The sequence below is a fragment of the Bradyrhizobium sp. I1.14.4 genome, assembly GCF_050435825.1.
GTDB lineage: Bacteria > Pseudomonadota > Alphaproteobacteria > Rhizobiales > Xanthobacteraceae > Bradyrhizobium.
Genome location: NZ_JBNDLA010000002.1, coordinates 342739 through 368616, shown reverse-complemented (window position 1 = coordinate 368616; position 25878 = coordinate 342739). Strand labels below are relative to the sequence as shown.

Below are 25878 nucleotides of genomic sequence, written 5' to 3'. Positions count from 1 at the left end.
ACTATCGTTGACGCATGGCTCAACCCCTCGCACTGACATCCGGCGAGCCGGCAGGCATCGGCCCCGACATCACGCTCGCCGCATGGCTGCGACGCCGCGAACTCGATCTCCCGCCGTTCTATCTGCTGGGTGACCGCGCGTCCCTTGCTGAACGCGCGAAGACGCTTGGGCTTGCCGTCGAGTTTGCCGAGGTCAGCGCCGAGGAGGCATCCGCAGCGTTTGGTCGCGCCCTCCCCGTCGTCGCGACCGGCAAGCCGGCGACGGCGCGACCGGGCAAGCCCGACGGGACGAGCGCGGATGCGGCGCTGGCGCCGATCCGTCAGGCCGTCGCCGACGTCGCCTCCGGCAAGGCCAGCGCGGTCGTCACCAATCCGATCGCCAAGAACGTGCTGTACCGCGCCGGCTTCCGTCATCCCGGCCATACCGAATTCCTCGCCGAGCTTGCCGCCCGTGGCGGCCCCGCGCCGCAGCCGGTGATGATGCTGTGGTCGCCGGCCCTCGCCGTCGTCCCGGTGACGATCCATGTGTCGGTCCGCGAAGCACTGGCACAATTGTCGACCGACCTGATCGTCTCGACGGCGCGGATCGTGGTCGCGGACATGAAGGCACGGTTTGGTCTCGCGGCGCCGCGGCTCGCTATTGCCGGCCTCAACCCGCATGCCGGCGAAGACGGCACGCTCGGCATGGAAGACGTCGAGATCGTCGCACCCGCGGTCGAGATCCTGCGCCGCGACGGCATTGCCGCCCGCGGCCCGCTGCCGGCCGACACCATGTTCCACGCAGCCGCACGAACAACCTACGACTGCGCGCTCTGCATGTATCACGACCAGGCGCTGATCCCGATCAAGACCGTCGCATTCGAGGACGCCGTTAATGTCACGCTGGGCCTGCCATTCATCCGGACTTCGCCCGATCACGGCACAGCGTTCGATATCGCCGGCACCGGCAAGGCCAATCCCTCGAGCCTGATCGCCGCCCTCCGGCTCGCCGCGCGCATGGCCGCGGCATCAAGCTAAGTGAGCGCGATCGACGATCTGCCGCCGCTGCGCGACATCATTCGCGAGCATTCGCTGTCGGCACGCAAATCGCTCGGCCAGAATTTTCTGCTCGATCTCAATCTCACCGCACGCATTGCCCGCGCCGCGGGCCCGCTGGAAGAGTCCACCGTGATCGAGGTCGGTCCCGGCCCCGGCGGACTGACGCGCGCGCTGCTTGCGATGGGCGCCAAGCGCGTGATCGCCATCGAGCGCGACGAGCGCGCGATCGATGCGCTCGACTACGTCGTCAAGCGTTATCCCGGCCGCATCGAGATCGTGCATGGCGATGCGCAGCGCTTTGATCCCCGTCCCTTGCTCGATGGCGGCAAGGCCAAGATCGTCGCCAACCTGCCCTACAACATCGCAACCCAGCTTTTGGTCGACTGGCTGTCGATCGAGCCGTGGCCGCCCTGGTACGACACCATGGTGTTGATGTTCCAGCGCGAGGTCGCCGAGCGCATCGTGGCCCATGAGGACGAGGAGGCCTATGGCCGGCTCGCGGTGCTCGCCAACTGGCGCGCCGAGACCAAGATCCTGTTCGACATTTCGCCCGCGGCATTCGTGCCGCAACCGAAGGTCACCTCCTCGGTGGTCCGATTGATACCGCGCACCGCGCCCGAACCGTGCGACCGCCGCATGCTCGAGCAGGTTGCGGCCGCAGCGTTCGGCCAGCGCCGCAAGATGCTGCGCCAGAGCCTGAAATCGCTGTCGATCGATCCGGCGCGGCTTGCGGCCGCAGCCCATGTCGATGCGACGCGGCGCGCCGAGACCATTCCGGTTTCGGGCTTTGTTGCCATGGCGCGGGAATTGGCCGATATACGGTCCACAAAATAGAACATCAGGAGAAAACGTAATGGCGCGTATGGTTCGCCAATCCCTCGTCAAATTCGATGCACCGCTGTGCGAGACCATCGTGGACACGCCCAAGCCGCAGGGACGCGAAGTGCTGGTGCGCATCGAGCGCTGCGGCCTGTGCCATTCCGATCTCCACATCCAGGACGGCTACGCCGATCTCGGCGGCGGCAAGAAGCTCGATACCACCCGCGGCATGACCCTGCCCTTCACGCTCGGCCATGAGATCGCGGGTATCGTCGACGAGGTCGGCCCCGATGCGCCGAAGGATCTGATCGGAACGAAGAAGGCCGTCTTCCCCTGGATCGGCTGCGGCCAGTGCCGCGACTGTCTCGCCGGCGACGAGAATCTCTGCGTCAAGCAGCGCTTCCTCGGCGTCTCGATCGACGGCGGCTTTGCCACCCACGTGCTGGTGCCCGACACAAAATACCTGCTCGACTACGATCCGCTGCCGGTCAATCAGGCCGCCACGTTAATGTGCTCCGGCGTCACCGCCTACGGCGCGCTGAAGCGCCTGGTCGATCGTCCGCGCCAGCGCAATCTGCTGCTGATCGGTCTTGGCGGCGTCGGCATGATGGGCCTGTCGTTCGCGCAGGCGCTGTTCAAACAGCCGATCACGGTTGCCGATCTCAGCCCCGCGGCGCGCGAGACCGCGCTGAAGAACGGTGCGGCGGCCGCCTACGATCCCGCGGAGCCTGATGTCGTCAAGCGCATGCTGAAGGAGAGCGACGGCGGCTTCGACGGCGTCGTCGACTTTGCCGGCAACGAGAAGTCGATGGCGTTTGCGGTGTCGACGGTCGCACGCGGCGGCAAGATCGTAGTGTCCGGCCTGATGGGCGGCCAGTTCGCGCTGCCGATGGTGCAGTGGGTCTACAAGCGAATGACCATCGAAGGCTTCATGGTGGGCACGCTGGCCGAAGCCCAGGAATTGATGGCGCTCGCCCGCGCCGGCAAGATCAAGCCGACGCCGATGAAGGAAGAGCCGATGGCCGACGTCCAGAAGTGGATCGATGAATTGCGCGCCGGCAAGGTCGTGGGACGCATCGTCCTGAAGAACTAGCGAAGGCGTCCCGCCGGCGTTGGCATCGCCGGCGGGATGCACGGTTTCTTGCAGCATCAACGCGAGCTCTTTCGCGCCGCGCGCTGCGCGTGTTGCACCGGCCTTGCAACGGTCGCGGCACGCAGGTCGCCACGGGCCACATCCAGATGCGCGGGCGATGCAGCGGAACCTGACGGTCGAACGAAGCAATCATTCACTCCGTGTTCCGCAGCCTTTGGCTCGCCGCAATTGCGGCACGCAACGAGCCCCAATTAAGCCCTACCCGTTCCGGATTTGTGGCGCATTGCGACCCAACTCTTTGCCGAGATTGGGATCGTCAGCGTTTGCGTAAAAAAAGAAATACCGGGGACGTGTATGTCAAATCGTTCAGCGAAATTCGCTGCGGCGCTTGCCGCCAGCATCTTGGCCGGCGCCAACTTCGGCGCCATGGCCCAGAACGCCGCCAATACGGCGAGCACCAACACCGCGACTAGCAAGACGGCGGACACCTGCCTGTCCGCGCCGAAGGGAACCGCGCCTGCGGGAAGCCACTGGTTCTATCACCTTGACCGCAGCACCAAGAAGCAGTGCTGGTATCTCGGCGAGGCCAAGAACAAGGCTGCCAAGACCGCGACCACGCAGCAGCAGCCGCCTGCGGCTGCGCCTGACACGGCGACGGCCGACGCGGCGCCACCACAGAGCCAGCCAGCGCCGCAGCCGGTGATGCGCAAATCCGTCGCCGATGCCCACGCCGAGTGGCCCTCGCCGCAGGCCGCAGCTGCGGCAGTCGCAAGCCCTGATGCCGGTCAGGCCAGCGGCATGGCAGCCATAACCGATGCGGCGGCGTCAGCCGCCCCCGCCGGCGCGAACGCCCAGCCGTCAGAGGTGAACGCCAGGTGGCTGGACGCATCGAGCATGGCCGGAACCAACGGAACGCGGCACGCGGCAGACCAGCCGACCGTGGTCGCGCAGGCCGATGCGACGCCGCAGCAGGCGGCCGCGCAGGCACCCGCCGCTCCTGCCACGGCCGAGGCGGAGAAGTCATCGTCCTCCTCGACGCAGATGTTGCTGATCGTGATGATCGGCGCCCTGGCGCTGGCCGGCCTGGTCAGCGCGCTGGTGTTCCGGCTGACGCGCACGCGGACGCCGCCCTATCAGATCAACGATGAGTGGCGCGCACCCTGGGATTCGCTCCACACCGAGCCGGCGCCGCCGATGTCGGTCGTCAGCCGCGACCGTCCGGTGCGCCTGTCGGAGGCAGCGCCGCGCCGCTCAGAGACACCGGTTCCGCGCCGCGCCGAGACGCCGGTTGCTCGCCGCGAGACGGCGCGCGGGCCGGATCAAACCGAACAAGACAACAAGCAGATCGCGGCGATGCTGCAGCGGCTGGCGCGCAGCGCGGCGAACTAGATTGCGCGAAGAATGACCCGTGATGCGATCCCTGCGATCGCATCACGATCCCGGATCTGGCAACGATCCCCGGAGCGCTACTTCTCGAGCTGACGCTGCAGGCCGCGCACGAATTCGGTGAGGCCGGTGCGGCGCTCACGCTTGAGACGTTCGGCCTTCAGGATCGACTGCACCTCGGCAAAGGCGTCGTCGACGTTCTGGTTGACGACGATGTAGTCGTATTCGGCCCAGTGGCTCAGCTCATGGCTGGCACGGTTCATCCGTCCGCGGATGATCTCCTCCGTATCCTGCGCCCGGGTATGCAACCGCTTCTCGAGATCGGCAGCCGACGGCGGCAGGATGAACACCCGCACGACGTCCACGCTGGCCTTCTGGTGGAGTTGTTGCGTGCCCTGCCAGTCGATGTCGAACAGAACGTCCTGCCCCACCGTTAGCGCTGCCTCGACCGGCGCACGCGGCGTGCCGTAGAGATTATCAAAGACGGTCGCCCATTCGAGCAGTTCGCCGTGCTCGACCATCGTCTCGAACTTCTTCTTGTCGACGAAAAAATAGTCGCGGCCTTCGACCTCGCCCGGCCGCATCGGCCGCGTGGTCGCCGACACCGACATCTTCAGGCCGGGCTCACGCTCCAGCAGCATGCGCGACAGCGTCGTCTTGCCGGCGCCCGAGGGCGACGACAGGACGAACATCAGTCCGCGCCGCTCAACGCCGTCAAAACCCTGCGCCGTCATCACTCACTCCAGATTCTGGACCTGTTCGCGGAACTGCTCGACCACGTTCTTCATTTCAAGTCCGGCATTGGTCAGCTCGACGTCGTTCGACTTCGAGCAGCAGGTGTTGACCTCGCGATTGAACTCCTGGGCGAGGAAGTCGAGCCGCCGCCCGACCGGGCCGCCCTTGCCGATCATCTCGCGCGCCTGGTTGATGTGCGAGGCGATACGGTCGAGCTCTTCACGGATATCGGCCTTGGTCGCGATCAGGATCGCCTCCTGGCTCAGCCGGTCGGCATCGAAGCGATCGGAGGTCTCCAGCAGCGCTGCGATCTGCTCGGCAAGCCGCGCCTTGATCGTCTCGGGCTTGCGGCCGGGAGTGGTCTCGGCGCGCTTGGCGAGGCGCTCGATCTCATCCATCCGCTGCATCAGGATCTGGCCGAGCGCATCGCCCTCGCGGCGGCGCATCTCGATGAGGCTGCCGAGCGCCTGCTCGAAGGCCATCGCTGCCGCCTCGCGCGCCGCCTTGTCCTCGTCCTCGTTGCTGTCAGGCTCGACCACCTCGATGACGCCCTTGATACCGAGCAGTCCGTCGATGCTCGGCGCCACCGCGTCGATCTGTTGCGCCAGCGTACCCGCGACCTTCACGACGGCGGCCAGCACGTCCTCATTGATTCGGATGGTCTGCGCCGCATCTGTGCGCTTCACGCTCAGGTTGGCGTAGACCGTGCCACGCGACAGCAACTCGCCGGCGCGCTTCTTGGCGAGGGCTTCCAGTTCGTCCCAGCCCGGCGGCAACCGCAACCGCAGGTCGAAGCCCCTGGCGTTGACCGATTTCAGCTCCCACTCGAACGTATAGGGACCGCTCGCGCCATGGCTTCGGGCAAAGCCAGTCATGCTCGACAGCGCCATTGCGTGAAACTCCAACAGAAGGAAATGGGACTCACCCGGAGCCTGCGAGACTCGTGGGGAGCCGGTGCGACCTTAAAACGGATTCCGTGAAAGTGGAATTACGTTCCACCCACAAACAATGCCAAGCTAGCGCTGCACGACAGGCGGCGATGTGGTCTGCTGGGCTGCGCCTTGGCGACCGCTGCGCGGCGGCTTCTTCTGATTGGTCGGCTTCGGCGGCGTGGCCGCCGTGGGATTGGTGTCGGCCGCGCCGGGCGCCGCGGCGGCAGGCGCCGGATCATCCGCGGGCTCGACGGTGTCGTTCTGGATCTGCTTTTCCGACGCGCGCAGCTTGGCGACGTTCTTCGCGTGCTGGTCGTAGGTTTCGGTAAAGGCGTGGCCGCCGGTTCCGTCGGCAACGAAGAACAGGTCGCGGGTGCGTGCCGGATTGGCGGTCGCCTCCAGCGAGGCGCGGCCGGGATTGGCGATCGGTCCGGGCGGCAGGCCGTCGATCACATAGGTGTTGTAGGGCGACGGCTGGGTGATCTCGCTACGCTTGATCGGGCGCCCCAGCGTGCCCTTGCCGCCCACCAGTCCGTAGATGATGGTCGGATCGGACTGCAGCTTCATCCTCTGCCGCAGGCGGTTGACGAACACAGCGGCAACGCGGCTGCGCTCGTCGGCGCGGCCGGTTTCCTTCTCGACGATCGATGCCAGCGTCACCAGTTGGTCGGGTGATTTCAGCGGCGAGTCGGAATTGCGGCGTTCCCAGATCTCGGCGAGCACGCGCTTCTGCGCCTGCTGCAGTCGCTGGATCACCTGATCGCGCGTGGTGCCACGCGGGAATTTGTAGGTCTCCGGCAGCAACGTTCCCTCGCGCGGAATCTCGCGCACCGAGCCGGTGAAGATGTCGTTGTCGGAGAGCCGCGAAACGATCTGCTCCGAGGTCAGACCTTCCGGAATCGTGATTGCGTGCTGCACCACCTTGCCGTCGACGATGGTGGCAATGACGTCGCGCAGGCTCGCATTCTTCTGGAACGAGTATTCACCGGGCTTGAGATCGGAGCTCGCCTTCAGCGCAAACACGCTGCCGATGAAGACCCACGGATTGACGTTGATCACGCCCTCGCGCGAGAGCACGTCGGCGATATCACGCTTGCCGGCGCGCGCGGGGATGTTGACGATCTTGTCTTCCTGCAGCGGCCCCGGGGATTCCATCGTCTGCTTGCCGTAGTAGTAGGTAGCGCCGGCGCCGATCATCAGGATGATCAGGATGGTGAAGATCGCATTGCCGACGATCACGAAGGGATTGCGGGCGCGATCCGAACGCTTGGGCGGCGGCGGGACCTGTTCGGGCTCCAGCGCGGCGCGTGGACTCCTCGGTGAAATGGGCGGCCTCTCACTCATCGATGCAAACCAATATCCTGCCGGTTGAATCGTGGCCGGACAAACCCCTGCCCTGCCAATAGCATACGCCCGCTATTAGGAGTCACCGCGGAATACGGCAAAACGGTGGACTAGTTCTAAAGACCTACTAATTGGTCACGCGCTGCACGATCACGGAGGCGTTTGTGCCACCGAAACCGAAGGAATTGGACAGCGCCACATTCACGTCACGCTTGCGCGACGTGTGCGGCACAAGATCAATCGCAGTCTGCACCGACGGATTGTCGAGATTGATGGTCGGCGGCACCACATTATCGCGAATCGCCAGGATCGCGAAGATCGCCTCGATCGCGCCGGCTGCGCCGAGCAGATGTCCGGTCGCGGACTTGGTCGACGACATCGACACCTTCGATGCCGCATTGCCGAGCAGACGCTCGACGGCGCCGAGCTCGATCTCGTCGCCGACCTGTGTCGAGGTGCCGTGCGCATTGATGTAGTCGAGATCGGAGGCCACGAGGCCGGCGCGCTTCAGCGCCATGCTCATGCTGCGGAAGCCGCCATTGCCGTCGGGCGGCGGTGAGGTGATGTGATAGGCATCGCCCGACAGGCCATAGCCGGTGACCTCGGCGTAGATCTTCGCGCCGCGCTGCTTCGCATGCTCGTATTCCTCGAGCACGAGGACGCCGGCCCCCTCGCCCATCACGAAGCCGTCGCGGTCCTTGTCGTAAGGCCGCGAGGCCTTTTCCGGCGTGTCGTTGAAGCCGGTGGACAGCGCACGTGCCGCGCAGAAGCCGGCGATGCCGATGCGGGAGATCGGCGATTCGGCACCGCCTGCGACCATTACCTCGGCATCGCCGAGCGCGATCAGCCGGGCCGCGTCGCCGACCGCATGCGCGCCGGTCGAGCACGCCGTGACGACGGAATGATTGGGACCCTTCAGGCCGTGCTCGATCGAGACATAGCCCGACGCCAGATTGATCAGGCGGCCCGGAATGAAGAACGGAGAGACCCTGCGCGGCCCACGCTCCTTCAGCAACACCGCGGTCTCGGCAATGCCGGTGAGGCCGCCGATGCCGGAGCCGATCATCGTGCCGGTGGCGAACTGGTCCTCATCGGAGTCCGGGTGCCAGTTGGCATCGTCCAGCGCCTGCTTGGCCGCGCACATTGCGTAAAGGATGAAGTCGTCGACCTTGCGCTGGTCCTTCGGCTCCATCCACTGATCGGGATTGAAGGTGCCGTTGGAGCCGTCGCCGCGCGGAACGTAGCAGGCAACCTGGCTCGGCAGGTCGGACACTTCGAACGTGTCGATCTTCTTGCCGCCGCTGTCTCCGGCGAGGATGCGCGCCCAAGTTGCGTCAACGCCGCAGCCGAGCGGTGTAAGCATGCCCAGCCCCGTGACGACAACTCGTCTCATTTCCACGTCTCCGGCCAGCAATGCGCGGCTGATAATAAGAAGCCGGGGGACCGTGCGATCACGGTCCGTCCGGCCCCGTCAACTTCGCGATCGGCGTCAGCTCTTCGCGTTCTTCTCAAGAAACTTCGTCGCGTCGCCGACGGTGAGAATCGTCTCCGCCGCGTCGTCGGGAATCTCGCAACCGAACTCTTCTTCAAAAGCCATCACGAGCTCGACCGTGTCGAGGCTGTCGGCGCCGAGATCATCGATGAAGCTAGCGCTATCGATCACCTTCTCGGGTTCGACACCAAGGTGCTCGACCACAATCTTCTTAACCCGCTCGCCAATCTCGCTCATCGTTCAACCTCGTTGTTCCATTGGACCCGACCCCAAGACGATACGAGCCATCGTGGTCGTCTCGATTACTCAGTCGCGCATAGTCTTGATTCGGCCCGGTCGTAGCCGACTAAAGCCCCGGCGAACGGCAGGCGTCGCCACGCCAATATACAGGGTTTCAAAATCCTGCAATGGCGTTCTTTGCCCATCCATGGGGGGTTCAGCTATCATACTTCCAAAGCCTTGACTACACGCCTGAACCGGCTCCCGAAAACGGCTTTTCGCCGCATTGCGAGAGCCAGTGATCAGCTCAAATCATGGCCATCCCACCGTTGACGTGAATCGTCTGTCCGGTGACGTAGGCAGCCTCGTTTGAGGCCAGATAGACGGCCGCAGCAGCGATATCCTCGGGCGTTCCAAGCCGCGCCGCAGGAACCTTCGCCAGGATGGTTTCGCGCTGCTTGTCGTTGAGCGCATCGGTCATCGGCGTCTTGATGAAGCCCGGCGCGATGCAGTTGGCGGTCACGCCGCGCTTGGCGTATTCGGCGCCCAGCGTCTTGATCAGGCCGATGATGCCGGCCTTCGACGCGGTGTAGTTGCCCTGCCCCGGATTGCCGGTGACGCCGACGATCGAGGTGATCGCGATGATGCGGCCGAAGCGCTTGCGCATCATCAATTTGGTCGCAGCGCGTGCGAGACGGAACGTCGCGGTCAGGTTGACCGCAATCACATCGTCCCAATCCTCGTCGCGCAACTGGACGAACAGGTTGTCGCGGGTGATGCCGGCGTTCGCAATCAGGATGTCGACCTGCCCCATCGCAGCTTCCGCCGCCGGCACCAGCGCCTCGACATCATCCTTGCTGGAGAGATTGCACGGCAGCACATGAACGCGCTCGCCGAGCTTCGCCGCAAAGCCGTCCAGCACCTCGCGCCGCGTCCCCGAAATCGCTACCGTCGCGCCCTGCGCATGCAGCGCCTGTGCGATCGCGCCGCCGATGCCGCCGGTTGCACCGGTCACGAGCGCCGTCTTGCCAGTCAGATCAAACATCGAATTCCCCTCCCGGCTGCTCTAAGCCGAAGCTGCCAGCGCATCCTTGGCCGCAGCAATATCGTTCGGACCGCCGACGGACACGCCGACCGCACCATCGGCAATGCGCTTGACGAGGCCGCTCAGCACCTTGCCGGCGCCGATCTCGAAGAACCGCGTCACGCCCCGCCCCGCCATATAGGCAACCGACTCGCGCCAGCGAACCGTCCCCGTGACCTGTTCGATCAGGCGGCGGCGGATCTCATAGGGATCGGTGATTGCGGAAGCCAGCACGTTGGAGACGAGCGGCGCCGCGGGCGCCTTGATGGCGACGCCAGCCAGCGCCTGCGCCATCGCGTCGGCCGCCGGCTGCATCAGCTTGCAATGGAACGGGGCCGACACCGGCAGCAGCATCGCGCGCTTGGCGCCTTTGGTCTTGGCGATCTCGACGGCGCGATCGACCGCGGCCTTGTCGCCGGAGACTACCACCTGGCCACCGCCATTGTCGTTGGCGGCCTGGCACACCTGGCCCTGCGCCGCCTCGTTGGCGACCGCCACCGCCGCCTCGTAGTCGAGGCCGAGCAGCGCGGCCATCGCACCGGCGCCGACCGGCACCGCCTTCTGCATCGCAAGCCCGCGGGTGCGCAGCAGCCGCGCGGTGTCGCTGACGGTCAGGCTGCCGGCGGCGGCAAGCGCCGAATACTCGCCGAGCGAGTGGCCGGCAACGAAGGCCGCGTTGCGGCCGACCGAGCAGCCGGCTTCGCTCTCGAGCACGCGCAAGGTGGCGATCGAGACCGCCATCAGGGCCGGCTGGGCATTTTCGGTGAGCTGCAGCGTCTCCGCCGGACCGTCCCAGATGATCGCGGTCAGCTTCTCGCCCAGCGCGGAATCGACCTCGTCGAACACCGCCTTCGCAACCGGAAAGGCGTCGGCCAGAGCCTTGCCCATGCCAACCGCCTGCGAGCCCTGCCCGGGAAACGTAAATGCTGCCGTCATCGGCGCTCCCTACCTTGTTGAGCGTGATCTCCGCGCAAGCGCCGCGCGCCTGCCGCAGGGGAAAACGGTATCCGCGTCGCGCCAAACGCGCCACGGCGGGTCCGGGCCAATCCCTGCAACCAAGTCCTGCAACCGGCCTCGGACCGGGCCGTAAGACACTGATGGGAGGCGCGATGTCAAGCCGCGCGCGCGGAACCCTGGGGATGCCGGGCCGGCTCGGCCCTAGAATCCGCCGGCATTCTGGTCGGCGTTAACCTCAGCGCCGGCCCTCGCCCGGCGCGCGCTGTTGACCAATTGGCCCGGACGATCTTCCCGATCGGCCCTGGCGGTCGCCAGCCGCAGCACGGCGGCGTAGCCCGGCTGCACCTCCATCCGCTCGGCATAGCGGCTGCCGCTCAGGATGCGGTGAACGCGCGGCAGGTTGTAACAGGGCACGTAGAACAGCAAATGATGCTCGAGGTGGTAGTTCACGTAATACGGCGCGATGAACAGCCGCTCGAGGAAATTCGCGCGCGTGGTGCGGGTGTTGCGCAAGGGATCGGAGCTATCAGGCACGACGGCATGTTCGGCGATGTTGCGGATGCGCGTGATCACCATCATCCAGGTCAGCAGCGGCACCAGCCACAGCAGCGGATAGGCCCACCACACGCCCGCGGCGGCAAGGCCGGCGAACAGCAGCGCGTTGGCGACGCATTGCGGCCCAAGCTTCTCCCAGAAGTTTGCGGCGCGCCGCGACAGCGGCCACTCCTTCGGCCCGATCGCATTGAGCAGTTGCGCCTGGCGCTGCTGGTAGCCGGTCTGTCCGGTGATATCGCGGAGGAATTTCCGGCGGTAGCTCATCTTCGTGATCGGAAACGGCGCTGACAGCACGAGATCCGGATCATCCTCCTGTTGCGTCCGGGCATGATGCTGCAAATGATAGCGGCGATAGCCGCGGGTTTCCGCGAAGATCGGATAGGCGCAGAACCACTGGCTCAGCGTGAGATTGGTCTTCTCGTCCGCCGAGAGGCAGCCGTGCGCACCGTCATGCATCAGGATGGCGAGCCCGAGTTGGCGCGAGCCGATGATCGCGACCGCGAGCAGATAAGTCAGCGGATTGGGCCACCACGCAACCAGCGCGATCGCGCCCAGGATCAGCGCCCAGGCATGCACGATCAGGGCGACGCCCTTCCACGTCGTGCGTTGCCGGACCGTGACCAGTTCGTCCTCGGTGAGGAAATCGCGGGCACGCATGCGAAGCGCGGTCATGAGCTTGTCTCCCCGTCCGTTGAGGGTGAAGTGTCGCGATCGCCGACCAGGCGCAGGCGCGTCCCATCATTGGCCGACGTCGCGGCTGCCTGCTCGCCGAGCGCGCGCAGCAATTCGCCGCACATCTCCTCGGAGCTGCGGCCCATCGCAAAACCTTCGACGATCACACCGATCGCGATCGCCCAGAAGCGCCGCGAGCTCTCCTCGGGCGCGCGCAGCGAGCGCCAGCCGTGCCGTTCGACCTGGCCCGCATAGGCGCGCGCACCCTCGCTGTGCAGACGCTCGATGGTGCGCTCGACCAGCGGCGCGAGGTCCTGCCGGCGCCGGGTCAGCGTCAATGCCTCGGCGAAGAAGGCGACCGTGTCGGTCGCCGTCACGGTCTCGGCCAGGGCGTGCGTGTAGTCCCGCGGCGTGTGGGCCTTCAGGGCGGCCTGCTCGGTCGCGCGCGCGAGGTAGAGCATGTCGCGGCTCGCGGCTTCGACGAACAGCGCCTCCTTGGTACGGAAGTAGTAGGTGATCTGGCTTGGAAAGGCGTCCGCGGCCGCGGCGATGTCGGAGATCGACGTGCCCGAAAGCCCGCGCTCCTTGAACAGGCGGCTGGCGGCATCAAGCAGCAGCGAGCGCATCTTGCGTCCCGCCGACCGCGTCGCGCGGACCGTGTGCTTCGGATCGGGCGCAGGCATGCCGCTGACGGTCTCCGAACCCATCGATCGTCCTCCCTGAGATATTTGTATGACATACAAACAAAGAAATCAACACGGAACTGGGCGAAGTTGCGCCAAGCGGCCCGGAGGGCTAGGACCCCTCGTACATCCGGAAAGCCAAAACCCTCTGCGGACCCTTGCCTTCGCGGCCAAAATCCTTATAAAGCGCGCCATTCGTGGGCTCCGGCCGGGAGCTGAACGGACGGTCTCAGCAAATTCACCAGTGGATTTTGATGTGGCAGGGCCAGTCGGCCCGTCGTCCCGTGCTCCCGCCTTCTGAGCAGCTCGAGTCCTTTCCGAAGGTCTCGAAGGGCTTGTCGCCGGAACCCGCGCCAACACAGGAAAGGACAACCATGCCTCTTTACGAGCATGTTTTTCTCGCGCGTCAGGATGCGAGCACCCAGCAGGTGGATGAACTGACGGCCCAGATGACGGGGATCGTCGAACAGGGCGGCGGCAAGGTCACCAAGACCGAGAGCTGGGGCGTGCGCTCCCTCACCTACCGCATGAACAAGAACCGCAAGGCGCATTTCGTGCTGATGAACATCGACGCACCGTCGGCTGTCGTCACCGAGATCGAGCGCCAGGAGCGGATCAACGAAGACGTCATCCGCTATCTCACCGTGCGCGTCGAAGAGCACGAGGAAGGCCCGTCCGCGATGATGCGCAAGGCCGACCGTGATCGCGAGCGTGACGACCGTGGTGGTGGCTTCCGTGGCGACCGCGAAGGCGGTTTCCGTGGTGACCGCGAAGGTGGTTTCCGTGGCGACCGTGGCCCGCGCCGTCCGCGCGAAGAAGAAGCTGCGACCGAGGAGTAATGAATCATGGCTGATGCTGGTGCCCGCCGTCCGTTTTTCCGTCGTCGCAAGTCCTGCCCGTTCACGGGCGCGAATGCGCCGAAGATCGACTACAAGGATTCCAAGCTGTTGATGCGTTACGTCTCCGAGCGCGGCAAGATCGTGCCGAGCCGCATCACGGCCGTGTCCGCCAAGAAGCAGCGTGAGCTCGCCCGCGCCATCAAGCGCGCGCGTTTCCTCGGCCTTTTGCCCTACGTGATTCGCTAATCGACGACGGCCGGCGGCACGCGCCGCCGGCCGCTCATTCTCATAAGGCTTCCGGGTCGTCCGGTCGCCGATGGTTGGGGTTCTCGACAGAGTGCCTCTAACCGCTCGAAAGGAGCGGGACAGCTGATGATCGCGATACTCATTGTTGCACTTGCCGCCGGCGCCGCGTCGGCGCTGATGTTCGCCTCGATCAGTTCGGGCGCGCTGATCTCGTTGCTGCTGTACTTTCTTGCGCCGCTGCCACTGATGGTGTCGGCACTCGCATGGGGACCGCTTGCCGCAGCCATCGGCGGCGTCGCTGCCGCCTCCGTGCTCGGCGCGATCTTCGGACTCCCCTATTGCATCGCGTTTGCCATGATGGTCGCCCTGCCCGGCTGGTGGCTCGGCCACCTCGCGCTGCTCGGACGGCCGATCGCGGGCGCAGCCGGTGACAGCGTCACCCAGCAGCCGCCTGCGCTCGAATGGTACCCCGTCGGCCGTATCCTGCTCTGGGTCGCGGCCTTCGCCATCATCACCACGACCGCCGCGCTGCTCACGCTCGGCTCGGATGCCGACACAGTCACCGGTGCTTTGCGGCGCGGCCTGCTTCAGGTGCTGAGCGCTGGCGACGGGCTGCCCAGCGGTGAGATCGAACGATTGGTTGACCTACTGGTGATCCTCGCTCCCCTCGCCGCAACAATCCTCGCGATGGTCGCGCTGACGCTGAGCCTGTGGCTCGCGGGCAAGATCGCACAAACCTCCGGTCGGCTGAATCGACCGTGGCCAGATTTCCGCACCACCGCGCTCCCCGCCATGACGCTGTTCGCGCTGTCGGTAGCGGTGGCCGTCAGCTTCGTCGGCGGCATGCTTGCGCTGCTGGCGCAGATCGTCACCGCGGCGCTCGTAATCGCCTATGCGCTGGTCGGCTTCGCCGTGCTGCATACCCTGACGCTGTCGCTCGCCAATCGCGGCTTCTGGCTCGGCGGCATCTATGCGGTCCTCGTCATGTTCGGCTGGCCAATCGTGGCGATGTTCGCGCTCGGCATCGCCGACGCCGTGTTCGGACTGCGCCAGCGCTATCTGCAAACGAGACCGCCGCCTTTGCCCGCGGCCTGAGATTCGATCCAACCACTTAAACCCGTACTTAGCATCTAAAGGAGAACGAAAATGGAAGTCATTCTGCTGGAACGCGTTGCCAAGCTCGGCCAGATGGGCGAAGTCGTGCGCGTCAAGGACGGGTTCGCCCGCAACTTCTTGCTGAAGCGCGGCAAGGCGCTGCGCGCCACCGACGCGAACCGCGCCAAGTATGACGGCATGAAGGCCGAGCTCGAGGCCAACAACATCCAGGCCAAGGGGGAAGCCGCCAAGGTCGCCGAGAAGATCGACGGCCGCGACATCATCATCATCCGCCAGGCGTCCGAGTCCGGCCAGCTGTTCGGCTCGGTCTCGGTGCGCGACATCGTCGTCGCGCTGGCTGCCGACGGCGTCACGGTTTCCCGTCCGCAAGTCTGGCTCGACTCGCCGATCAAGACGATCGGCAAGCAGAAGGTGACGATCGCCGTTCACCCCGAGGTCGAGACCAGCGTCACCGTGACGGTCGCCCGCTCCGCCGAAGAGGCCGACCGGATCAAGCGCGGCGAGGACATCTCGACCCGCCGGGAAGACCAGGACGCTGCCGCCGAGGCGCTCGCCGCCGCCGGCGAATTCTTCGATCCGGAAGCCCAGCACGACGAAGAAGCCGCACCGGCTCCGGCTGCCGAAGAGAAGTAAGCTTCTCTCCATCGCCGTACCGACTGAAGCCCGGCCTTGATCAGGCCGGGCTTTGGATTCGCGCCGCCGCCTGATCGTCGAGCATCGCGATCGACGCCAGGGCGGTGGCGGTGTGCTTCTCCTTGCCGTCGATAACGCAGAACACGTCGGCCGCAACGACGGCGACCTGACGTCCCGGCTTGATCACGCGCGCCCGGCAGATCAGGCGATCGCCCGACGCCGGCGACAGCAGGTTCAGCTTGTACTCCGCCGTCAACGCCGGCTGGCCGCGCGACGTCGCCGCCGCAATCGTGGTGGCGTTGTCGACCAGAAACGCCGTCACCCCGCCGTGAAACAGCCCATGCTGCTGCAGCAACTCCGGCCGCCGGTCGACCGCGAGCGTGCACGCACCGCGCGACAGCCCGGACACTTCAGCGCCGACGAGACCCATGAAGCCCTGACGGCCGACATTGTCGCGAATTCGCGTCGCGATCGACGCAAAGTCCGGATCGATTTCGCTCATGACGTTCCTCCTGTTCGCTCCGGCGCACCCGGCGCCACCACCGCGCGGATCGCGCAGGCGATCAGCGTCTCGACCTGTTCCCGCGGATCGTTGTGGTGACGGCCGGACAGATAGGCGCGGCAGAAGATCTGCGCCGGCCCGATGATCTGGCTGAAGAACAGCGTCGCGCTCATCGGCAGCAACTCGCCGCGTGCGAGCAACGGCGCGCGCCAGCGCTCGATGCCATCAGTGAGCCGCGAATTCTCGGTGCGCTGCGCGCCGCGGACCTCCTCGCCCCACTCGCTGCGCGAAATCTCGAACAGGAAGCGCGCCTCGCGCCGGTTGATCACGACCCAGTCGAGATGGGCGTGGATCAGCCGTGCAATGCCCTCGCTTGCGCCGCATGTGCCGTCGACGGAAGTGATGATCGCGGCGTGATAGGCCTGCAGGATTTCCAGGAACAGGGTGCCGGCGAGCTCCTTCTTCGAGGTGAAGAAGTGGAAGAAGCTGCCGTTCGAGGCGCGGGCGCGGGACCGAATCTCGGCCACCGTCGCGCCCTCGAAGCCATCGCGGTCGAACACCGCCAGCCCCGCCGTCAGCAGACCTTCGCGCGCTGTATTCACGTCGCCTCTCTCGAATTAGATCACTACTCTAGAGTAATGCTCTAATTGCGGTCAAACGAATACGCCGGACCTCGCGGCCCGGCGTTGGGGATTACTTCGAGGTCGGAGCCTCCGGCGGACCGGAGCCTGCCGTCGGGGGCGGAGGTGGCGGCGGCGGAGGCGGTGCAGTCGCGGTTACCGGCGGCGCGGCAGGTGCCGGCGTGGGAGATGTGGCAGCAGCCGGCTCGGGCGCCGGCGAAGCGGCCGGAGGCGCCGGTGTGACCTGCGGAACCGGGTCCGAACGCACGGCAGAAGGTTCACTGCCGGCGCTGCTCTTGGGTGCATCGACCTTGGGCGCATCGACCTTGGCCGTGTCGGGCTCGCTGGCAGGCTTCGCCGGCTTCTCGGCCTCACCCTTGTCCTCGCGCTTGATGGCGGTCTGCGATTTGGACTCGTCGCCGGTCGCCTCGCCCTTTGGCGCTTCCCCGGACTTCGGCTCCTCGACCGGCTTGCCGCGACGGCCGTGCTTCTGACGCGCCGGCTTGCCCTCGCCCGCGGCCTGCGGCGTCTGGCCGTCGTCCGGCTTCGCGCCCTCCGGCGCCTCGGTCGGGCGCGCCATGCGCCTGCCGCGGTGGGCGGGATGTCCTTCTGTCGTCAAACCGTCCGCGTCGGGCTTCACAGCTTCCTTGGCCCCTTCCTGCGGTGCCGCTCCCTGGTGCTGACGGCGGGCCGGGCGCTCGGCCGGTTGCTCCGGTGACTGGTTCGCCTCTTGCCGGCCTTCCCTGCCCTTGGCGCCCTTCGGCTGATCCCTGGCCTGGTAGCGCGGGTCGTTGGCGCCGTTCGAAATCAGATAGGACGCCAGCACGCCGGCCATATCGCTCGACGTCGTGTAGTGCTGGCGCAGGAAGCCCGGCAGTGAACCGGCCGGCACGGTCTTCAGCAGGCCGCGCGGGCTCTTGTGGCAGGCCGTGCAGGTGTTTCCGAAAATCTGGGAGGGGCTTTTGCCGGCCTCGAGGTTTTGCGCTTGCGCCGATACGGCTGCCAGACAGCCAATCAGAAGCGTCACCGTCGCCAGACTGAGGGCTCGGCTCAACATTCCTTAAGTCTCCAGATTCCGGGAAAATCGCCGCCTGCGCCCCATGGATCGGCCGCGGCGGTCACCTTTTAGCCGATTATCGCGCGAATGGAAGCGCGCGCGTGACGCATCCACGCAATTGTCACATTTTGGAATATCGGCTTTGACCACAACGCAATAGCGCCTTTTAATTCCCTACCTATGTTGAGGACGGGGACACATTGGAGTGATCAGCTCCGGTGGTGTCGATGTGCAGCTTGCCGTTCCGTTGGTGCTTCGATGGACCGATTGTTGCGATACTTCTTGGGGCGCTTCATCCGCCGCGGCTCGATCACGTTCACGACCGCGAGCGGCGCTCAATTCACGTGCGGCGACAGCACTGGCATACCAGTCGCCGTGCGCTTCACGACCAGGGCTGCCGAAGTCCGCATCCTGGTCGATCCCGAACTTTATCTCGGCGAAGCCTTCATGGACGGCACGCTCGTGGTGGAGCAAGGCACCATCGCCGATGTGCTGGCTGTCCTGATGGGCCAGGCGGCGATGTTGCCGAACTTTGCCAGGCTGCAGGCCTGGGTGCGGTTCCTCGGACGGCGTGCCCAACAGATCAATGTGCGCCGCCGGTCCCGGAGCAACGTCGCCCGCCACTACGATCTCGACGGCCGCCTCTACTCCCTCTTCCTCGACGCGGACAAGCAATATAGCTGTGCCTATTTCGAGACGCCGGACGCGCCTCTGGACGATGCCCAGCTCGCCAAGAAGCGCCATCTCGCCGCAAAACTCCTGATCGAGCCGGGTCACCGCATCCTCGACATTGGTTCCGGCTGGGGCGGGCTCGGGCTCTATCTCGCCGAGATGAGCGGTGCCGACGTCACTGGCGTCACGCTGTCGACCGAACAGCTGCAGATTTCCAATGCCCGGGCAGCGGAGCGGAGCCTGGCGCATTCGGCGCGTTTCCTGCTGCAAGACTACCGTGACATCCCCGGCCCGTTCGACCGCATCATCTCGGTCGGCATGTTCGAGCATGTCGGAGTCGCGTTCTATGAAACCTTCTTTGAGCGCTGCGCCGAGCTCCTGAGCGATGACGGTGTCATGGTGCTGCATTCGATCGGTCGCTCGACCGGTCCCGACGTCACCAATCCCTGGATCCGCAAGTACATCTTCCCCGGCGGCTACATTCCCGCGCTCTCCGAGGTTATGCCGGCGATCGAGAAGGCCGGATTGCTGGTCTGCGACATGGAGATCCTGCGGCTGCACTATGCCGAGACGCTGAAAGCCTGGCGCGAGCGCTTCATGGCGCGACGCGAGGAGGCTGTGCGGCTCTATGACGAGCGCTTTGCCCGGATGTGGGAATTCTATCTGGCGGCTTCGGAGATGTCGTTCCGCGTCCAGAACATGATGAACTTCCAGCTGCAGCTCACCAAGCACCAGGGCGTCGTGCCGATGACCCGCGACTATATCGGCCGCGAGGAGGCCCGCCTGCGACTCAAGGAAGCCGACGCGGCCAAGCCACGGCTGCAACTCGCCGGCGAATAGGTCTGAAGCAACGGGTGCTGCTAGTTGCGGGTGCTGCTAGTTGCGCAGGCTGTAGACCGAGCCGCGATGGGCAAAGGTCGGCGCCGGACGCGCCAGATGGGCCGCGGCGGCCGAGATCAGCCTGGCATCGCAGGGAACATTCCGGACCTCCGGACGCGCCACCTGCTCCATCGCCTCGACAAGCGTCGCCAGCCAGCGGCGGTCCGTGCCACCGGCCCGGCCAAGCCTGAGTCGCGCTGTCTGAAACCCTCGAGCCATCGACGCCGTATCTTCCCTGAGCGGAGACAACCCGCAATCCGCCGGGTCGTTCCCGCGAAACTGCCGCAAAGAAAATGCGGCAGGTGTGATCTGCTTCACAGAGGTCTGCTCCGGGCTGTCGTAATGGTCCCGAATGACCCGAGAAACACATCAGACGATGTTGGACCCGCAGCGCGACCTCGTGACCGACTACGCCTTGATCGCAACGGGCGTGGCGGCCGCCTTGATCGCGCTGGCTTTCCTCATCCTGGTCTGAGGACCAGACGCCAACACTCGCCTCGCCTCTGCATGGGTCCGCCGGCCCTGAAAAAGGTTCAGGCTGCGCCGAACTTTTGCCAACGACATCGCTGATCGGCCGGGCCCGCCCGGTTTCGGACAAATCCCCGTCAAGCGGAATGCATCCGGCCGTCCCGGATTCACACCTCGCGTTGTGTGAATCGTGCATAAGGCACATCCGTCCTTTCGCTTCGTGCCGGGCTGGCGCTTGATCGCGGCCCCACATCCGAAAATCTCAGTAACGACGAAATCAGAAGAATAAGCTCGTCCATGGCCTTGATTGATTCGAACGTCCACAAGCTCGCGCCCGACGCCGCATCGACGGCATCCTACCGCAGTGCGCCGCACAACATCGAAGCGGAACAGAGTCTGCTAGGCGCGATCCTGGTCAACAACGACGCCTTCTATCGCGTCTCCGATTTCCTGGAGCCGAAGCACTTCTTCGAGCCGTTGCACCAGACGATCTACGAGACCGCCAGCTCCCTGATCCGGATGGGCAAGGTCGCGACGCCCGTAACCCTGAAGACGTTCCTGCCTGCCGATACCGACATCGGCGGCATGACGGTCAGCCAGTACCTCGCGCGCCTCGCCGCCGAGGCGACCACCATCATCAACGCGCAGGATTACGGACGTACCGTCTATGATCTCAGCCTGCGCCGCGACCTGATCCGGATCGGCGAGGACATCGTCAACGTCGCGTTCGACGCCCCGGTCGACTTTGCCCCGCGCGCGCAGATCGAGGACGCCGAACGGCAGCTCTACAGCCTCGCCGAAACCGGCCGCTATGATGGCGGCTTCCAGCGCTTCGCGCAGGCGCTGACGATTGCCGTCGACATGGCGGCGAAGGCGTTCCAACGCGACGGCAAATTGTCCGGCATCTCGACCGGCTTGCGCGACCTCGACGCCAAGATGGGCGGCTTGCAGTCCTCCGACCTCATCATCCTTGCCGGCCGTCCCGGCATGGGCAAAACCTCGCTTGCCACCAACATCGCCTACAACGTCGCCAGGGCCTACGAGGGCGAGGTGCAGGCGGACGGCACGACAAAGGCGATCAACGGCGGCGCAGTGGGCTTCTTCTCCTGCGAAATGAGCGGCGAACAGCTCGCCACCCGTATTCTCGCCGAACGCTCCGGCATCCCCTCGAGCTTGATCCGCCGCGGCGGCATCTCCGAGCTCGATTTCGAGAAGATCCGCGACTGCTCGATCGAGTTGCAGTCGCTGCCGTTCTATGTCGACGAAACCGGCGGTCTTTCGATCTCGCAGCTCACCGCGCGGGCGCGGCGGCTCAAGCGGCAGAAGGGTCTCGACCTGATCGTGATCGACTACATCCAGCTGTTGCAGGGCTCGGGCAAACGCGGCAACGACAACCGCGTGCAGGAAATCACCGAGATCACCACCAACCTGAAGGCGCTGGCCAAGGAACTGAACGTTCCGATCATCGCGCTGTCGCAGCTCTCGCGTCAGGTCGAAAACCGCGACGACAAGCGACCGCAACTCTCGGACTTGCGTGAATCCGGTTCGATCGAGCAGGACGCCGACGTCGTGATCTTCGTGTATCGCGAGGAATATTACCTCGCCAACAAGGAGCCGCGCGCGGGTACGCCGGAATACGAGAAGTGGCAGATGGACATGGACCTCGCCCACGGCAAGGCCGAAGTCATCATCGGCAAGCAGCGCCACGGCCCGACCGGCACAGTCGATCTGCATTTCGAGGCCAGCGTCACGCGCTTCGGCGACCTCGCACCCGACGGTCAGGTTCCGGATCGCCCCTCCTACTAGTGGAGGGGCACGGTTGAACGCCGCAAGCCCGGCGCGTACAACTGCGTCATGAACATCGTGACCGACGCGAAATCGCAGCTGACACCCGAAGCCAGTCTGCTGGCGGCCCATCCGACCGCCAGCGGCATCCTCACCGTCGACCTCGACGCCATCATCGCCAACTGGCGCAAGCTCGAGAAGACCGCGGTACCGGCGGAATGCGCCGCCGTGGTCAAGGCCAACGCCTATGGCTGCGGCGCTGAGCAGGTGTCGCGGGCGCTCGCCAAGGCGGGCTGCAAGACCTTCTTCGTCGCCACCGTCGAGGAAGCCGCCGTGGTGCGCGCGGCCGCTCCGCAGGCGACGGTATATTCGCTCGGCGGCTTCTTCCAGAACACCGGCGACGCCTACGCCAAGATCGACTGCAAGCCCGTGATCGGAGATCTCAACGAACTCGCCGAATGGGACGTGTTCTGCCGCCGCTCCGGCTGGTCCGGCGGCGCCGCCATCCATATCGACACCGGCATGAACCGGCTCGGCCTCACCGTCAGCGAGGCGCAGGGCATTATCCCGCGCATCAACGCCGGCGATCACGGCATTACGCTGGTGATGAGCCACCTCGCCTCTGCCGAATTGCTCAACAATCCCGCCAACGCCAGGCAGCTTGCGAGCTTCCGCGAGATCGCGAGCCTGTTCACCGGCGTGCCGGCATCGCTGGCGAACTCCTCCGGCGTGTTCCTCGGCGCCCAGTTCCAGTTCGAGATGGTGCGGCCCGGCTGCGCGCTCTACGGCGTCAACCCGACGCCGGAGGCCGACAACCCGATGCAGCAGGTGGTCGATCTCAAGGCGCGCATCGTGCAGATCCGCAACATCGACCGCGGCGAGACCGTCGGCTATGGCGGGACCTGGACCGCACGCCGGCCGACCCGGCTTGCGATCGTCTCCGCCGGCTATGCCGACGGCTATTTCCGCGCTGCCAGCGCCAATGACGGCACCCGCGGCGCCGAGGTCGTGGTCGCCGGCAAACGCTGCCCGATCGCCGGCCGCGTCTCGATGGACCTGATCGCGGTCGATATCACCGACCTCGACAAGAATGCCGTGCGGCGCGGCCACATGGTGACGCTGATCGGCGAAGGCATCACGGTCGATGAGGTCGCGCATCATTTCGGCACCATCGGCTACGAGGTGCTGACCAGCCTCGGCCGCCGTTTTGTGCGGATCTACAGGGGCGGCGATACAGTCGCTGCGAGAAGCGACGCAGTCGCCGAGAAAGGCGACGCCGTCGCCGAGACGAGCGAGCCGGCCGTCACGCAAGCGGCGCCTCCAGCCGTGCCGACGGCAGCGCCCGCTGCGCCGCCACCATTGCCGTCCGCCTGACGACGTGACTTGTCGCGATTGCAAGTGCGCATGAAGATCGCGACCTTCAACATCAACAACGTCAACCGCCGGCTGCCGAACCTGTTGCGCTGGCTGAAGGCAGCCAAGCCCGACGTCATCAGCCTGCAGGAGCTCAAGGCAAGCGACGCCGAGTTTCCCGCCGCCGCGATCGAAAAGTCCGGCTACGGCGCGGTGTGGCAGGGACAGAAGACCTGGAACGGCGTCGCCATCCTCGCCCGCAACGCCGAGCCGGTGCTGATCCGCACCGCCCTGCCGGGCGACGCCGGCGATCACGAGGCGCGCTACATCGAAGCTGCGGTGCGCGGCATCGTGGTCACCAGCCTCTATCTGCCGAACGGCAATCCGCAGCCCGGACCGAAATTCGATTACAAGCTTGCCTGGTTCAAGCGGCTGCGCGGCCACGCCGCCAAGCTGCTCGAGCAGGACGTCCCGGTAGTGCTCGCCGGCGACTACAATGTCGCGCCGACGGCTTTCGACATCTATCCGACCCACTCCTGGGACAGGGATGCGCTGATCCAGCCGAAGAGCCGCGCCGCGTTCAAGGCGCTGGTCGATCAGGGCTGGTGCGATGCGATCCGCACGCTGCATCCGGATCGTCAGATGTTCACCTTCTGGGACTACAAGCGCAATCGCTGGCCGCGCGATGCAGGCCTCCGGCTCGATCATCTGCTGCTCAGCCCCGCCGTGGCGGCGCGGCTTTCGAAAGCCGGCGTCGACCGCGACATCCGCGGCGAGGAAGGCGCCAGCGATCACGCGCCGGCGTGGGTGGTGCTGAAGTGATGGGTGGCGCACTTGTGCCCCATTCGAGCTGTCGTCCCTGCGAAAGCAGGGACCCATACTCTGCGGCTTGTGTTGTGAATGGGACTCGTCGTTCCAGCATCGTGCGCCGATCAGCACTCGCGGTTATGGGTCCCTGCTTTCGCAGGGACGACACTGAATTTGTTGCACGGTCTGTGAGACACACATCCTCATTCTCGCGACATGATCTGTCCGAGCTTTGCATCTCGTTCCGCCCTTTCCTTGGATAGAGGGCGCAGGGAATGCCGGGTGCGCTATTGCGCACTGGTGAATGACGATGGAGAGAAGCCGCCTTGTGTCGACCCGCGCGACGAGGGCACACTGGGTCTTGTCCCTCGATACGCGCGCAGAGCGCTGCTTGGGCTCTGGAGCGCACAGGTGGGCTTTGTCTTCGTCCTCATCGTCGGCCTGGTCGCCGGTACCATTTCCGGCATCGTGGGCACCGGCTCGTCGATCATGCTGATGCCGGTGCTGGTCTATCAGTACGGGCCGAAGCAGGCGGTGCCGATCATGGCGGTTGCCGCTGTCATGGCCAATCTGTCGCGCATCCTGGCCTGGTGGCGCGAGGTCGACTGGCGTGCCTGCGTCGCCTACTCGATCACGGGCATTCCCGCCGCAGCCCTCGGCGCGCGCACCCTGCTCGCGCTGCCCTCGCGCGCGGTCGATATCGCGATCGGCGTGTTCCTGATCGCGATGGTGCCGGTGCGGCACTGGCTGACGCGGCACGCGTTGAAGGCCAATCTCTGGCATCTCGCATTCGGCGGCGCCGTGATCGGCTATCTCACCGGCGTCGTGGTCTCGACCGGCCCGCTCAGCGTGCCGCTGTTTTTATTCTACGGCCTCACCCGCGGTGCGTTCCTTGCCACCGAAGCGGCAAGCTCGCTCGGGCTCTATGTCAGCAAGTCGGTGACGTTCGAGCGGTTCGGCGCGCTGACCCCGGACATCGCGCTGAAGGGCCTGATCGCCGGCGCCTCGCTGATGGCCGGCGCCTTCATCGCAAAGCGCTTCGTGCTGCAGCTCAAGCCGGAGTCGTTCCGCCTGATCATGGACGGCATCATGCTGGCGGCGGGTACAGCGTTGCTGTGGTCCGCAATGGCGCCGTAAATCCCAGGCTGCAGCTCTCACAGCGACCGCGCACCACCAAGCCTTGCGCAAGCTGACTTCGCCCTGACGATCACGAAGACTCTCTCAAGGAGTCGTAATTCTACGGGCTTTCTTCGCATCGGGTGCTGCATACTCCGAAAGAGTTTTGCTGCGCGCTTACTTTCGGTGGTTATCCGGATTGCCTACACCTGACCGTTACGATTATGACAACTGCATTACTTGCGTTCGATCGATTTTCGGAAAAGGACTTTGCTCAAGTAGGCATCATGAGGTCGCCCGGCGACCCCGGATGCAAGTCCCGAGCATCCAGGCGACACATGGTGTGCAATTCGCGCGCACCTCTGCGGCCGTTGTGGTCGGTGTCATCCCGGAGGCCAGGGCATTCGAGCATCGCAAGTTGGAGCAATGGGAGTCGCGGGTCGTTGAAGCCCACGACAGGCAGGAAAGGCAAGCGCGCGATGCGCAAGGTGATCATCACAGCTGCGACGGCGTTGACGTTCGCTGTTGTTGGCTCGGCCTTCTGGCCGACAGCAAAGCCCGACGTCGAGCACTTCGGAGACAGCGTCTACGAGACGATCTGGGTCTGGCGAATTCCGGCCTATGCGAACAATCCGTCGTGGCGCGTCCGCTGGAGCTGGAGCGATCCGCTGCGGGCGCAGGCGAGATGCTGCCGGGCCTTGCCGACGAATTCGCTGCCGCGCGAGATTCCGCCGATGCTGCTGTCGAAGCGAGACATACGAGCCTAAATGCGCTCGT

General features: G+C 65.4%; 27 protein-coding genes. 14 read left to right on the top strand and 13 right to left on the bottom strand.

Going from position 1 to position 25878, the window contains the following annotated elements:
- The first annotated feature begins 14 nt into the window (after positions 1-14).
- The 4 genes from pdxA (at position 15) to ABIB78_RS05495 (ending at position 4338) form a co-directional block, all read left to right on the top strand.
- Positions 15-1016 (top strand): 4-hydroxythreonine-4-phosphate dehydrogenase PdxA, encoded by a 1002-nt coding sequence (gene pdxA, locus ABIB78_RS05510; RefSeq protein ID WP_429022361.1) that lies wholly within the window; start codon positions 15-17, stop codon positions 1014-1016.
- Positions 1017-1871 carry a 16S rRNA (adenine(1518)-N(6)/adenine(1519)-N(6))-dimethyltransferase RsmA gene (rsmA, locus tag ABIB78_RS05505; RefSeq protein ID WP_429022359.1) on the top strand — a complete coding sequence of 285 codons (855 nt, stop codon included), beginning with the start codon at positions 1017-1019 and terminating at the stop codon, positions 1869-1871.
- A 19-nt stretch (positions 1872-1890) separates the two neighbouring features.
- A complete protein-coding gene (locus ABIB78_RS05500; RefSeq protein WP_429022356.1) occupies positions 1891-2949 on the top strand; it encodes an alcohol dehydrogenase in 1059 nt (352 codons plus the stop codon).
- A gap of 354 nt (positions 2950-3303) precedes the next feature.
- Complete coding sequence (locus ABIB78_RS05495) at positions 3304-4338, top strand: hypothetical protein (protein WP_429022354.1); 1035 nt, start codon at positions 3304-3306, stop codon at positions 4336-4338.
- Between the two features lie 77 nt (positions 4339-4415).
- Here the strand turns inward: ABIB78_RS05495 and gmk are convergent, their stop codons facing one another.
- The 9 genes from gmk to ABIB78_RS05450 all read right to left on the bottom strand — a co-directional run bounded on the left by gmk (position 4416) and on the right by ABIB78_RS05450 (position 13032).
- A complete protein-coding gene (gene gmk / locus ABIB78_RS05490) occupies positions 4416-5069 on the bottom strand; it encodes a guanylate kinase (protein WP_429022352.1) in 654 nt (217 codons plus the stop codon).
- Between the two features lie 3 nt (positions 5070-5072).
- Complete coding sequence (locus ABIB78_RS05485; protein ID WP_429022350.1) at positions 5073-5960, bottom strand: YicC/YloC family endoribonuclease; 888 nt, start codon at positions 5958-5960, stop codon at positions 5073-5075.
- A gap of 126 nt (positions 5961-6086) precedes the next feature.
- Positions 6087-7346, bottom strand: a complete 1260-nt coding sequence (gene mltG / locus ABIB78_RS05480) for an endolytic transglycosylase MltG (protein WP_429022348.1) — start codon at positions 7344-7346, stop codon at positions 6087-6089.
- 127 nt (positions 7347-7473) lie between these two features.
- On the bottom strand, positions 7474-8739 hold the full coding sequence (gene fabF, locus ABIB78_RS05475) for a beta-ketoacyl-ACP synthase II (RefSeq protein ID WP_429022347.1): 1266 nt from the start codon (positions 8737-8739) through the stop codon (positions 7474-7476).
- A gap of 96 nt (positions 8740-8835) precedes the next feature.
- A complete protein-coding gene (locus ABIB78_RS05470; RefSeq protein WP_056294916.1) occupies positions 8836-9075 on the bottom strand; it encodes an acyl carrier protein in 240 nt (79 codons plus the stop codon).
- 289 nt (positions 9076-9364) lie between these two features.
- A complete protein-coding gene (gene fabG, locus ABIB78_RS05465; RefSeq protein ID WP_024581467.1) occupies positions 9365-10102 on the bottom strand; it encodes a 3-oxoacyl-[acyl-carrier-protein] reductase in 738 nt (245 codons plus the stop codon).
- Between the two features lie 21 nt (positions 10103-10123).
- Complete coding sequence (gene fabD, locus ABIB78_RS05460; protein WP_429022344.1) at positions 10124-11077, bottom strand: ACP S-malonyltransferase; 954 nt, start codon at positions 11075-11077, stop codon at positions 10124-10126.
- A gap of 222 nt (positions 11078-11299) precedes the next feature.
- On the bottom strand, positions 11300-12325 hold the full coding sequence (locus ABIB78_RS05455; protein WP_429022342.1) for a fatty acid desaturase family protein: 1026 nt from the start codon (positions 12323-12325) through the stop codon (positions 11300-11302).
- Entirely contained in the window at positions 12322-13032 is a 711-nt protein-coding gene (locus ABIB78_RS05450) for a TetR/AcrR family transcriptional regulator C-terminal domain-containing protein (RefSeq protein WP_429022340.1), read from the bottom strand. Before ABIB78_RS05450 ends, ABIB78_RS05455 begins: the two co-directional genes overlap by 4 nt.
- A 350-nt stretch (positions 13033-13382) precedes the next feature.
- Here ABIB78_RS05450 and rpsF point away from each other — a divergent pair, with 350 nt between their 5' ends.
- The 4 genes from rpsF (at position 13383) to rplI (ending at position 15842) form a co-directional block, all read left to right on the top strand.
- The gene (gene rpsF / locus ABIB78_RS05445; protein WP_029083529.1) at positions 13383-13847 is read left to right on the top strand and encodes a 30S ribosomal protein S6; all 465 of its coding nucleotides are present in this window, start codon (positions 13383-13385) and stop codon (positions 13845-13847) included.
- Between the two features lie 6 nt (positions 13848-13853).
- Positions 13854-14093: a 30S ribosomal protein S18 gene (gene rpsR / locus ABIB78_RS05440; RefSeq protein ID WP_016844287.1), complete on the top strand. Its 240-nt coding sequence runs from the start codon at positions 13854-13856 to the stop codon at positions 14091-14093.
- 126 nt (positions 14094-14219) lie between these two features.
- Complete coding sequence (locus ABIB78_RS05435; RefSeq protein WP_429022335.1) at positions 14220-15188, top strand: hypothetical protein; 969 nt, start codon at positions 14220-14222, stop codon at positions 15186-15188.
- A gap of 51 nt (positions 15189-15239) precedes the next feature.
- Positions 15240-15842 (top strand): 50S ribosomal protein L9, encoded by a 603-nt coding sequence (gene rplI, locus ABIB78_RS05430; RefSeq protein ID WP_429022332.1) that lies wholly within the window; start codon positions 15240-15242, stop codon positions 15840-15842.
- Positions 15843-15882: 40 nt separating this feature from the next.
- On the opposite strand, the gene ABIB78_RS05425 is transcribed toward rplI, so the two are convergent.
- The 3 genes from ABIB78_RS05425 to ABIB78_RS05415 all read right to left on the bottom strand — a co-directional run bounded on the left by ABIB78_RS05425 (position 15883) and on the right by ABIB78_RS05415 (position 18021).
- Positions 15883-16344 (bottom strand): PaaI family thioesterase, encoded by a 462-nt coding sequence (locus ABIB78_RS05425; RefSeq protein WP_429022329.1) that lies wholly within the window; start codon positions 16342-16344, stop codon positions 15883-15885.
- Positions 16341-16946, bottom strand: a complete 606-nt coding sequence (locus ABIB78_RS05420) for a TetR/AcrR family transcriptional regulator (protein ID WP_429022326.1) — start codon at positions 16944-16946, stop codon at positions 16341-16343. Before ABIB78_RS05420 ends, ABIB78_RS05425 begins: the two co-directional genes overlap by 4 nt.
- Positions 16947-17037: 91 nt before the next feature.
- Positions 17038-18021, bottom strand: a complete 984-nt coding sequence (locus ABIB78_RS05415) for a hypothetical protein (RefSeq protein ID WP_429022325.1) — start codon at positions 18019-18021, stop codon at positions 17038-17040.
- Positions 18022-18279: 258 nt separating this feature from the next.
- On the opposite strand from ABIB78_RS05415, the gene ABIB78_RS05410 reads away from it, so the two are divergent.
- Positions 18280-19533 (top strand): class I SAM-dependent methyltransferase, encoded by a 1254-nt coding sequence (locus ABIB78_RS05410; RefSeq protein ID WP_429022323.1) that lies wholly within the window; start codon positions 18280-18282, stop codon positions 19531-19533.
- A 36-nt stretch (positions 19534-19569) separates the two neighbouring features.
- Here the strand turns inward: ABIB78_RS05410 and ABIB78_RS05405 are convergent, their stop codons facing one another.
- Positions 19570-19791, bottom strand: coding sequence for a hypothetical protein (locus ABIB78_RS05405; RefSeq protein ID WP_429022320.1), 222 nt, complete (start codon positions 19789-19791; stop codon positions 19570-19572).
- A gap of 546 nt (positions 19792-20337) precedes the next feature.
- On the opposite strand from ABIB78_RS05405, the gene ABIB78_RS05400 reads away from it, so the two are divergent.
- The 5 genes from ABIB78_RS05400 to ABIB78_RS05380 all read left to right on the top strand — a co-directional run bounded on the left by ABIB78_RS05400 (position 20338) and on the right by ABIB78_RS05380 (position 25868).
- Complete coding sequence (locus ABIB78_RS05400; RefSeq protein WP_429022317.1) at positions 20338-21846, top strand: replicative DNA helicase; 1509 nt, start codon at positions 20338-20340, stop codon at positions 21844-21846.
- Between the two features lie 48 nt (positions 21847-21894).
- On the top strand, positions 21895-23199 hold the full coding sequence (gene alr / locus ABIB78_RS05395; protein WP_429022315.1) for an alanine racemase: 1305 nt from the start codon (positions 21895-21897) through the stop codon (positions 23197-23199).
- Positions 23200-23229: 30 nt separating this feature from the next.
- A complete protein-coding gene (locus tag ABIB78_RS05390) occupies positions 23230-24000 on the top strand; it encodes an exodeoxyribonuclease III (protein WP_429022313.1) in 771 nt (256 codons plus the stop codon).
- A gap of 396 nt (positions 24001-24396) precedes the next feature.
- On the top strand, positions 24397-25122 hold the full coding sequence (locus tag ABIB78_RS05385) for a sulfite exporter TauE/SafE family protein (RefSeq protein WP_429022311.1): 726 nt from the start codon (positions 24397-24399) through the stop codon (positions 25120-25122).
- A gap of 422 nt (positions 25123-25544) precedes the next feature.
- A complete protein-coding gene (locus ABIB78_RS05380) occupies positions 25545-25868 on the top strand; it encodes a hypothetical protein (RefSeq protein WP_429022309.1) in 324 nt (107 codons plus the stop codon).
- Positions 25869-25878: the final 10 nt, after the last annotated feature.

What these genes read in the sequence shown, in the direction of transcription:
- pdxA (WP_429022361.1), top strand. Translation starts at nt 15, where the DNA reads ATGGCTCAACCCCTCGCACTGACATCCGGCGAGCCGGCAGGCATCGGC.
- ABIB78_RS05500 (WP_429022356.1), top strand. Translation starts at nt 1,891, where the DNA reads ATGGCGCGTATGGTTCGCCAATCCCTCGTCAAATTCGATGCACCGCTG.
- ABIB78_RS05495 (WP_429022354.1), top strand. Translation starts at nt 3,304, where the DNA reads ATGTCAAATCGTTCAGCGAAATTCGCTGCGGCGCTTGCCGCCAGCATC.
- gmk (WP_429022352.1), bottom strand. Translation starts at nt 5,069, where the DNA reads ATGACGGCGCAGGGTTTTGACGGCGTTGAGCGGCGCGGACTGATGTTC.
- ABIB78_RS05485 (WP_429022350.1), bottom strand. Translation starts at nt 5,960, where the DNA reads ATGGCGCTGTCGAGCATGACTGGCTTTGCCCGAAGCCATGGCGCGAGC.
- mltG (WP_429022348.1), bottom strand. Translation starts at nt 7,346, where the DNA reads ATGAGTGAGAGGCCGCCCATTTCACCGAGGAGTCCACGCGCCGCGCTG.
- fabF (WP_429022347.1), bottom strand. Translation starts at nt 8,739, where the DNA reads ATGAGACGAGTTGTCGTCACGGGGCTGGGCATGCTTACACCGCTCGGC.
- ABIB78_RS05470 (WP_056294916.1), bottom strand. Translation starts at nt 9,075, where the DNA reads ATGAGCGAGATTGGCGAGCGGGTTAAGAAGATTGTGGTCGAGCACCTT.
- fabG (WP_024581467.1), bottom strand. Translation starts at nt 10,102, where the DNA reads ATGTTTGATCTGACTGGCAAGACGGCGCTCGTGACCGGTGCAACCGGC.
- fabD (WP_429022344.1), bottom strand. Translation starts at nt 11,077, where the DNA reads ATGACGGCAGCATTTACGTTTCCCGGGCAGGGCTCGCAGGCGGTTGGC.
- ABIB78_RS05455 (WP_429022342.1), bottom strand. Translation starts at nt 12,325, where the DNA reads ATGACCGCGCTTCGCATGCGTGCCCGCGATTTCCTCACCGAGGACGAA.
- ABIB78_RS05450 (WP_429022340.1), bottom strand. Translation starts at nt 13,032, where the DNA reads ATGGGTTCGGAGACCGTCAGCGGCATGCCTGCGCCCGATCCGAAGCAC.
- rpsF (WP_029083529.1), top strand. Translation starts at nt 13,383, where the DNA reads ATGCCTCTTTACGAGCATGTTTTTCTCGCGCGTCAGGATGCGAGCACC.
- rpsR (WP_016844287.1), top strand. Translation starts at nt 13,854, where the DNA reads ATGGCTGATGCTGGTGCCCGCCGTCCGTTTTTCCGTCGTCGCAAGTCC.
- ABIB78_RS05435 (WP_429022335.1), top strand. Translation starts at nt 14,220, where the DNA reads ATGATCGCGATACTCATTGTTGCACTTGCCGCCGGCGCCGCGTCGGCG.
- rplI (WP_429022332.1), top strand. Translation starts at nt 15,240, where the DNA reads ATGGAAGTCATTCTGCTGGAACGCGTTGCCAAGCTCGGCCAGATGGGC.
- ABIB78_RS05425 (WP_429022329.1), bottom strand. Translation starts at nt 16,344, where the DNA reads ATGAGCGAAATCGATCCGGACTTTGCGTCGATCGCGACGCGAATTCGC.
- ABIB78_RS05415 (WP_429022325.1), bottom strand. Translation starts at nt 18,021, where the DNA reads ATGTTGAGCCGAGCCCTCAGTCTGGCGACGGTGACGCTTCTGATTGGC.
- ABIB78_RS05410 (WP_429022323.1), top strand. Translation starts at nt 18,280, where the DNA reads ATGGACCGATTGTTGCGATACTTCTTGGGGCGCTTCATCCGCCGCGGC.
- ABIB78_RS05405 (WP_429022320.1), bottom strand. Translation starts at nt 19,791, where the DNA reads ATGGCTCGAGGGTTTCAGACAGCGCGACTCAGGCTTGGCCGGGCCGGT.
- ABIB78_RS05400 (WP_429022317.1), top strand. Translation starts at nt 20,338, where the DNA reads ATGGCCTTGATTGATTCGAACGTCCACAAGCTCGCGCCCGACGCCGCA.
- alr (WP_429022315.1), top strand. Translation starts at nt 21,895, where the DNA reads ATGAACATCGTGACCGACGCGAAATCGCAGCTGACACCCGAAGCCAGT.
- ABIB78_RS05390 (WP_429022313.1), top strand. Translation starts at nt 23,230, where the DNA reads ATGAAGATCGCGACCTTCAACATCAACAACGTCAACCGCCGGCTGCCG.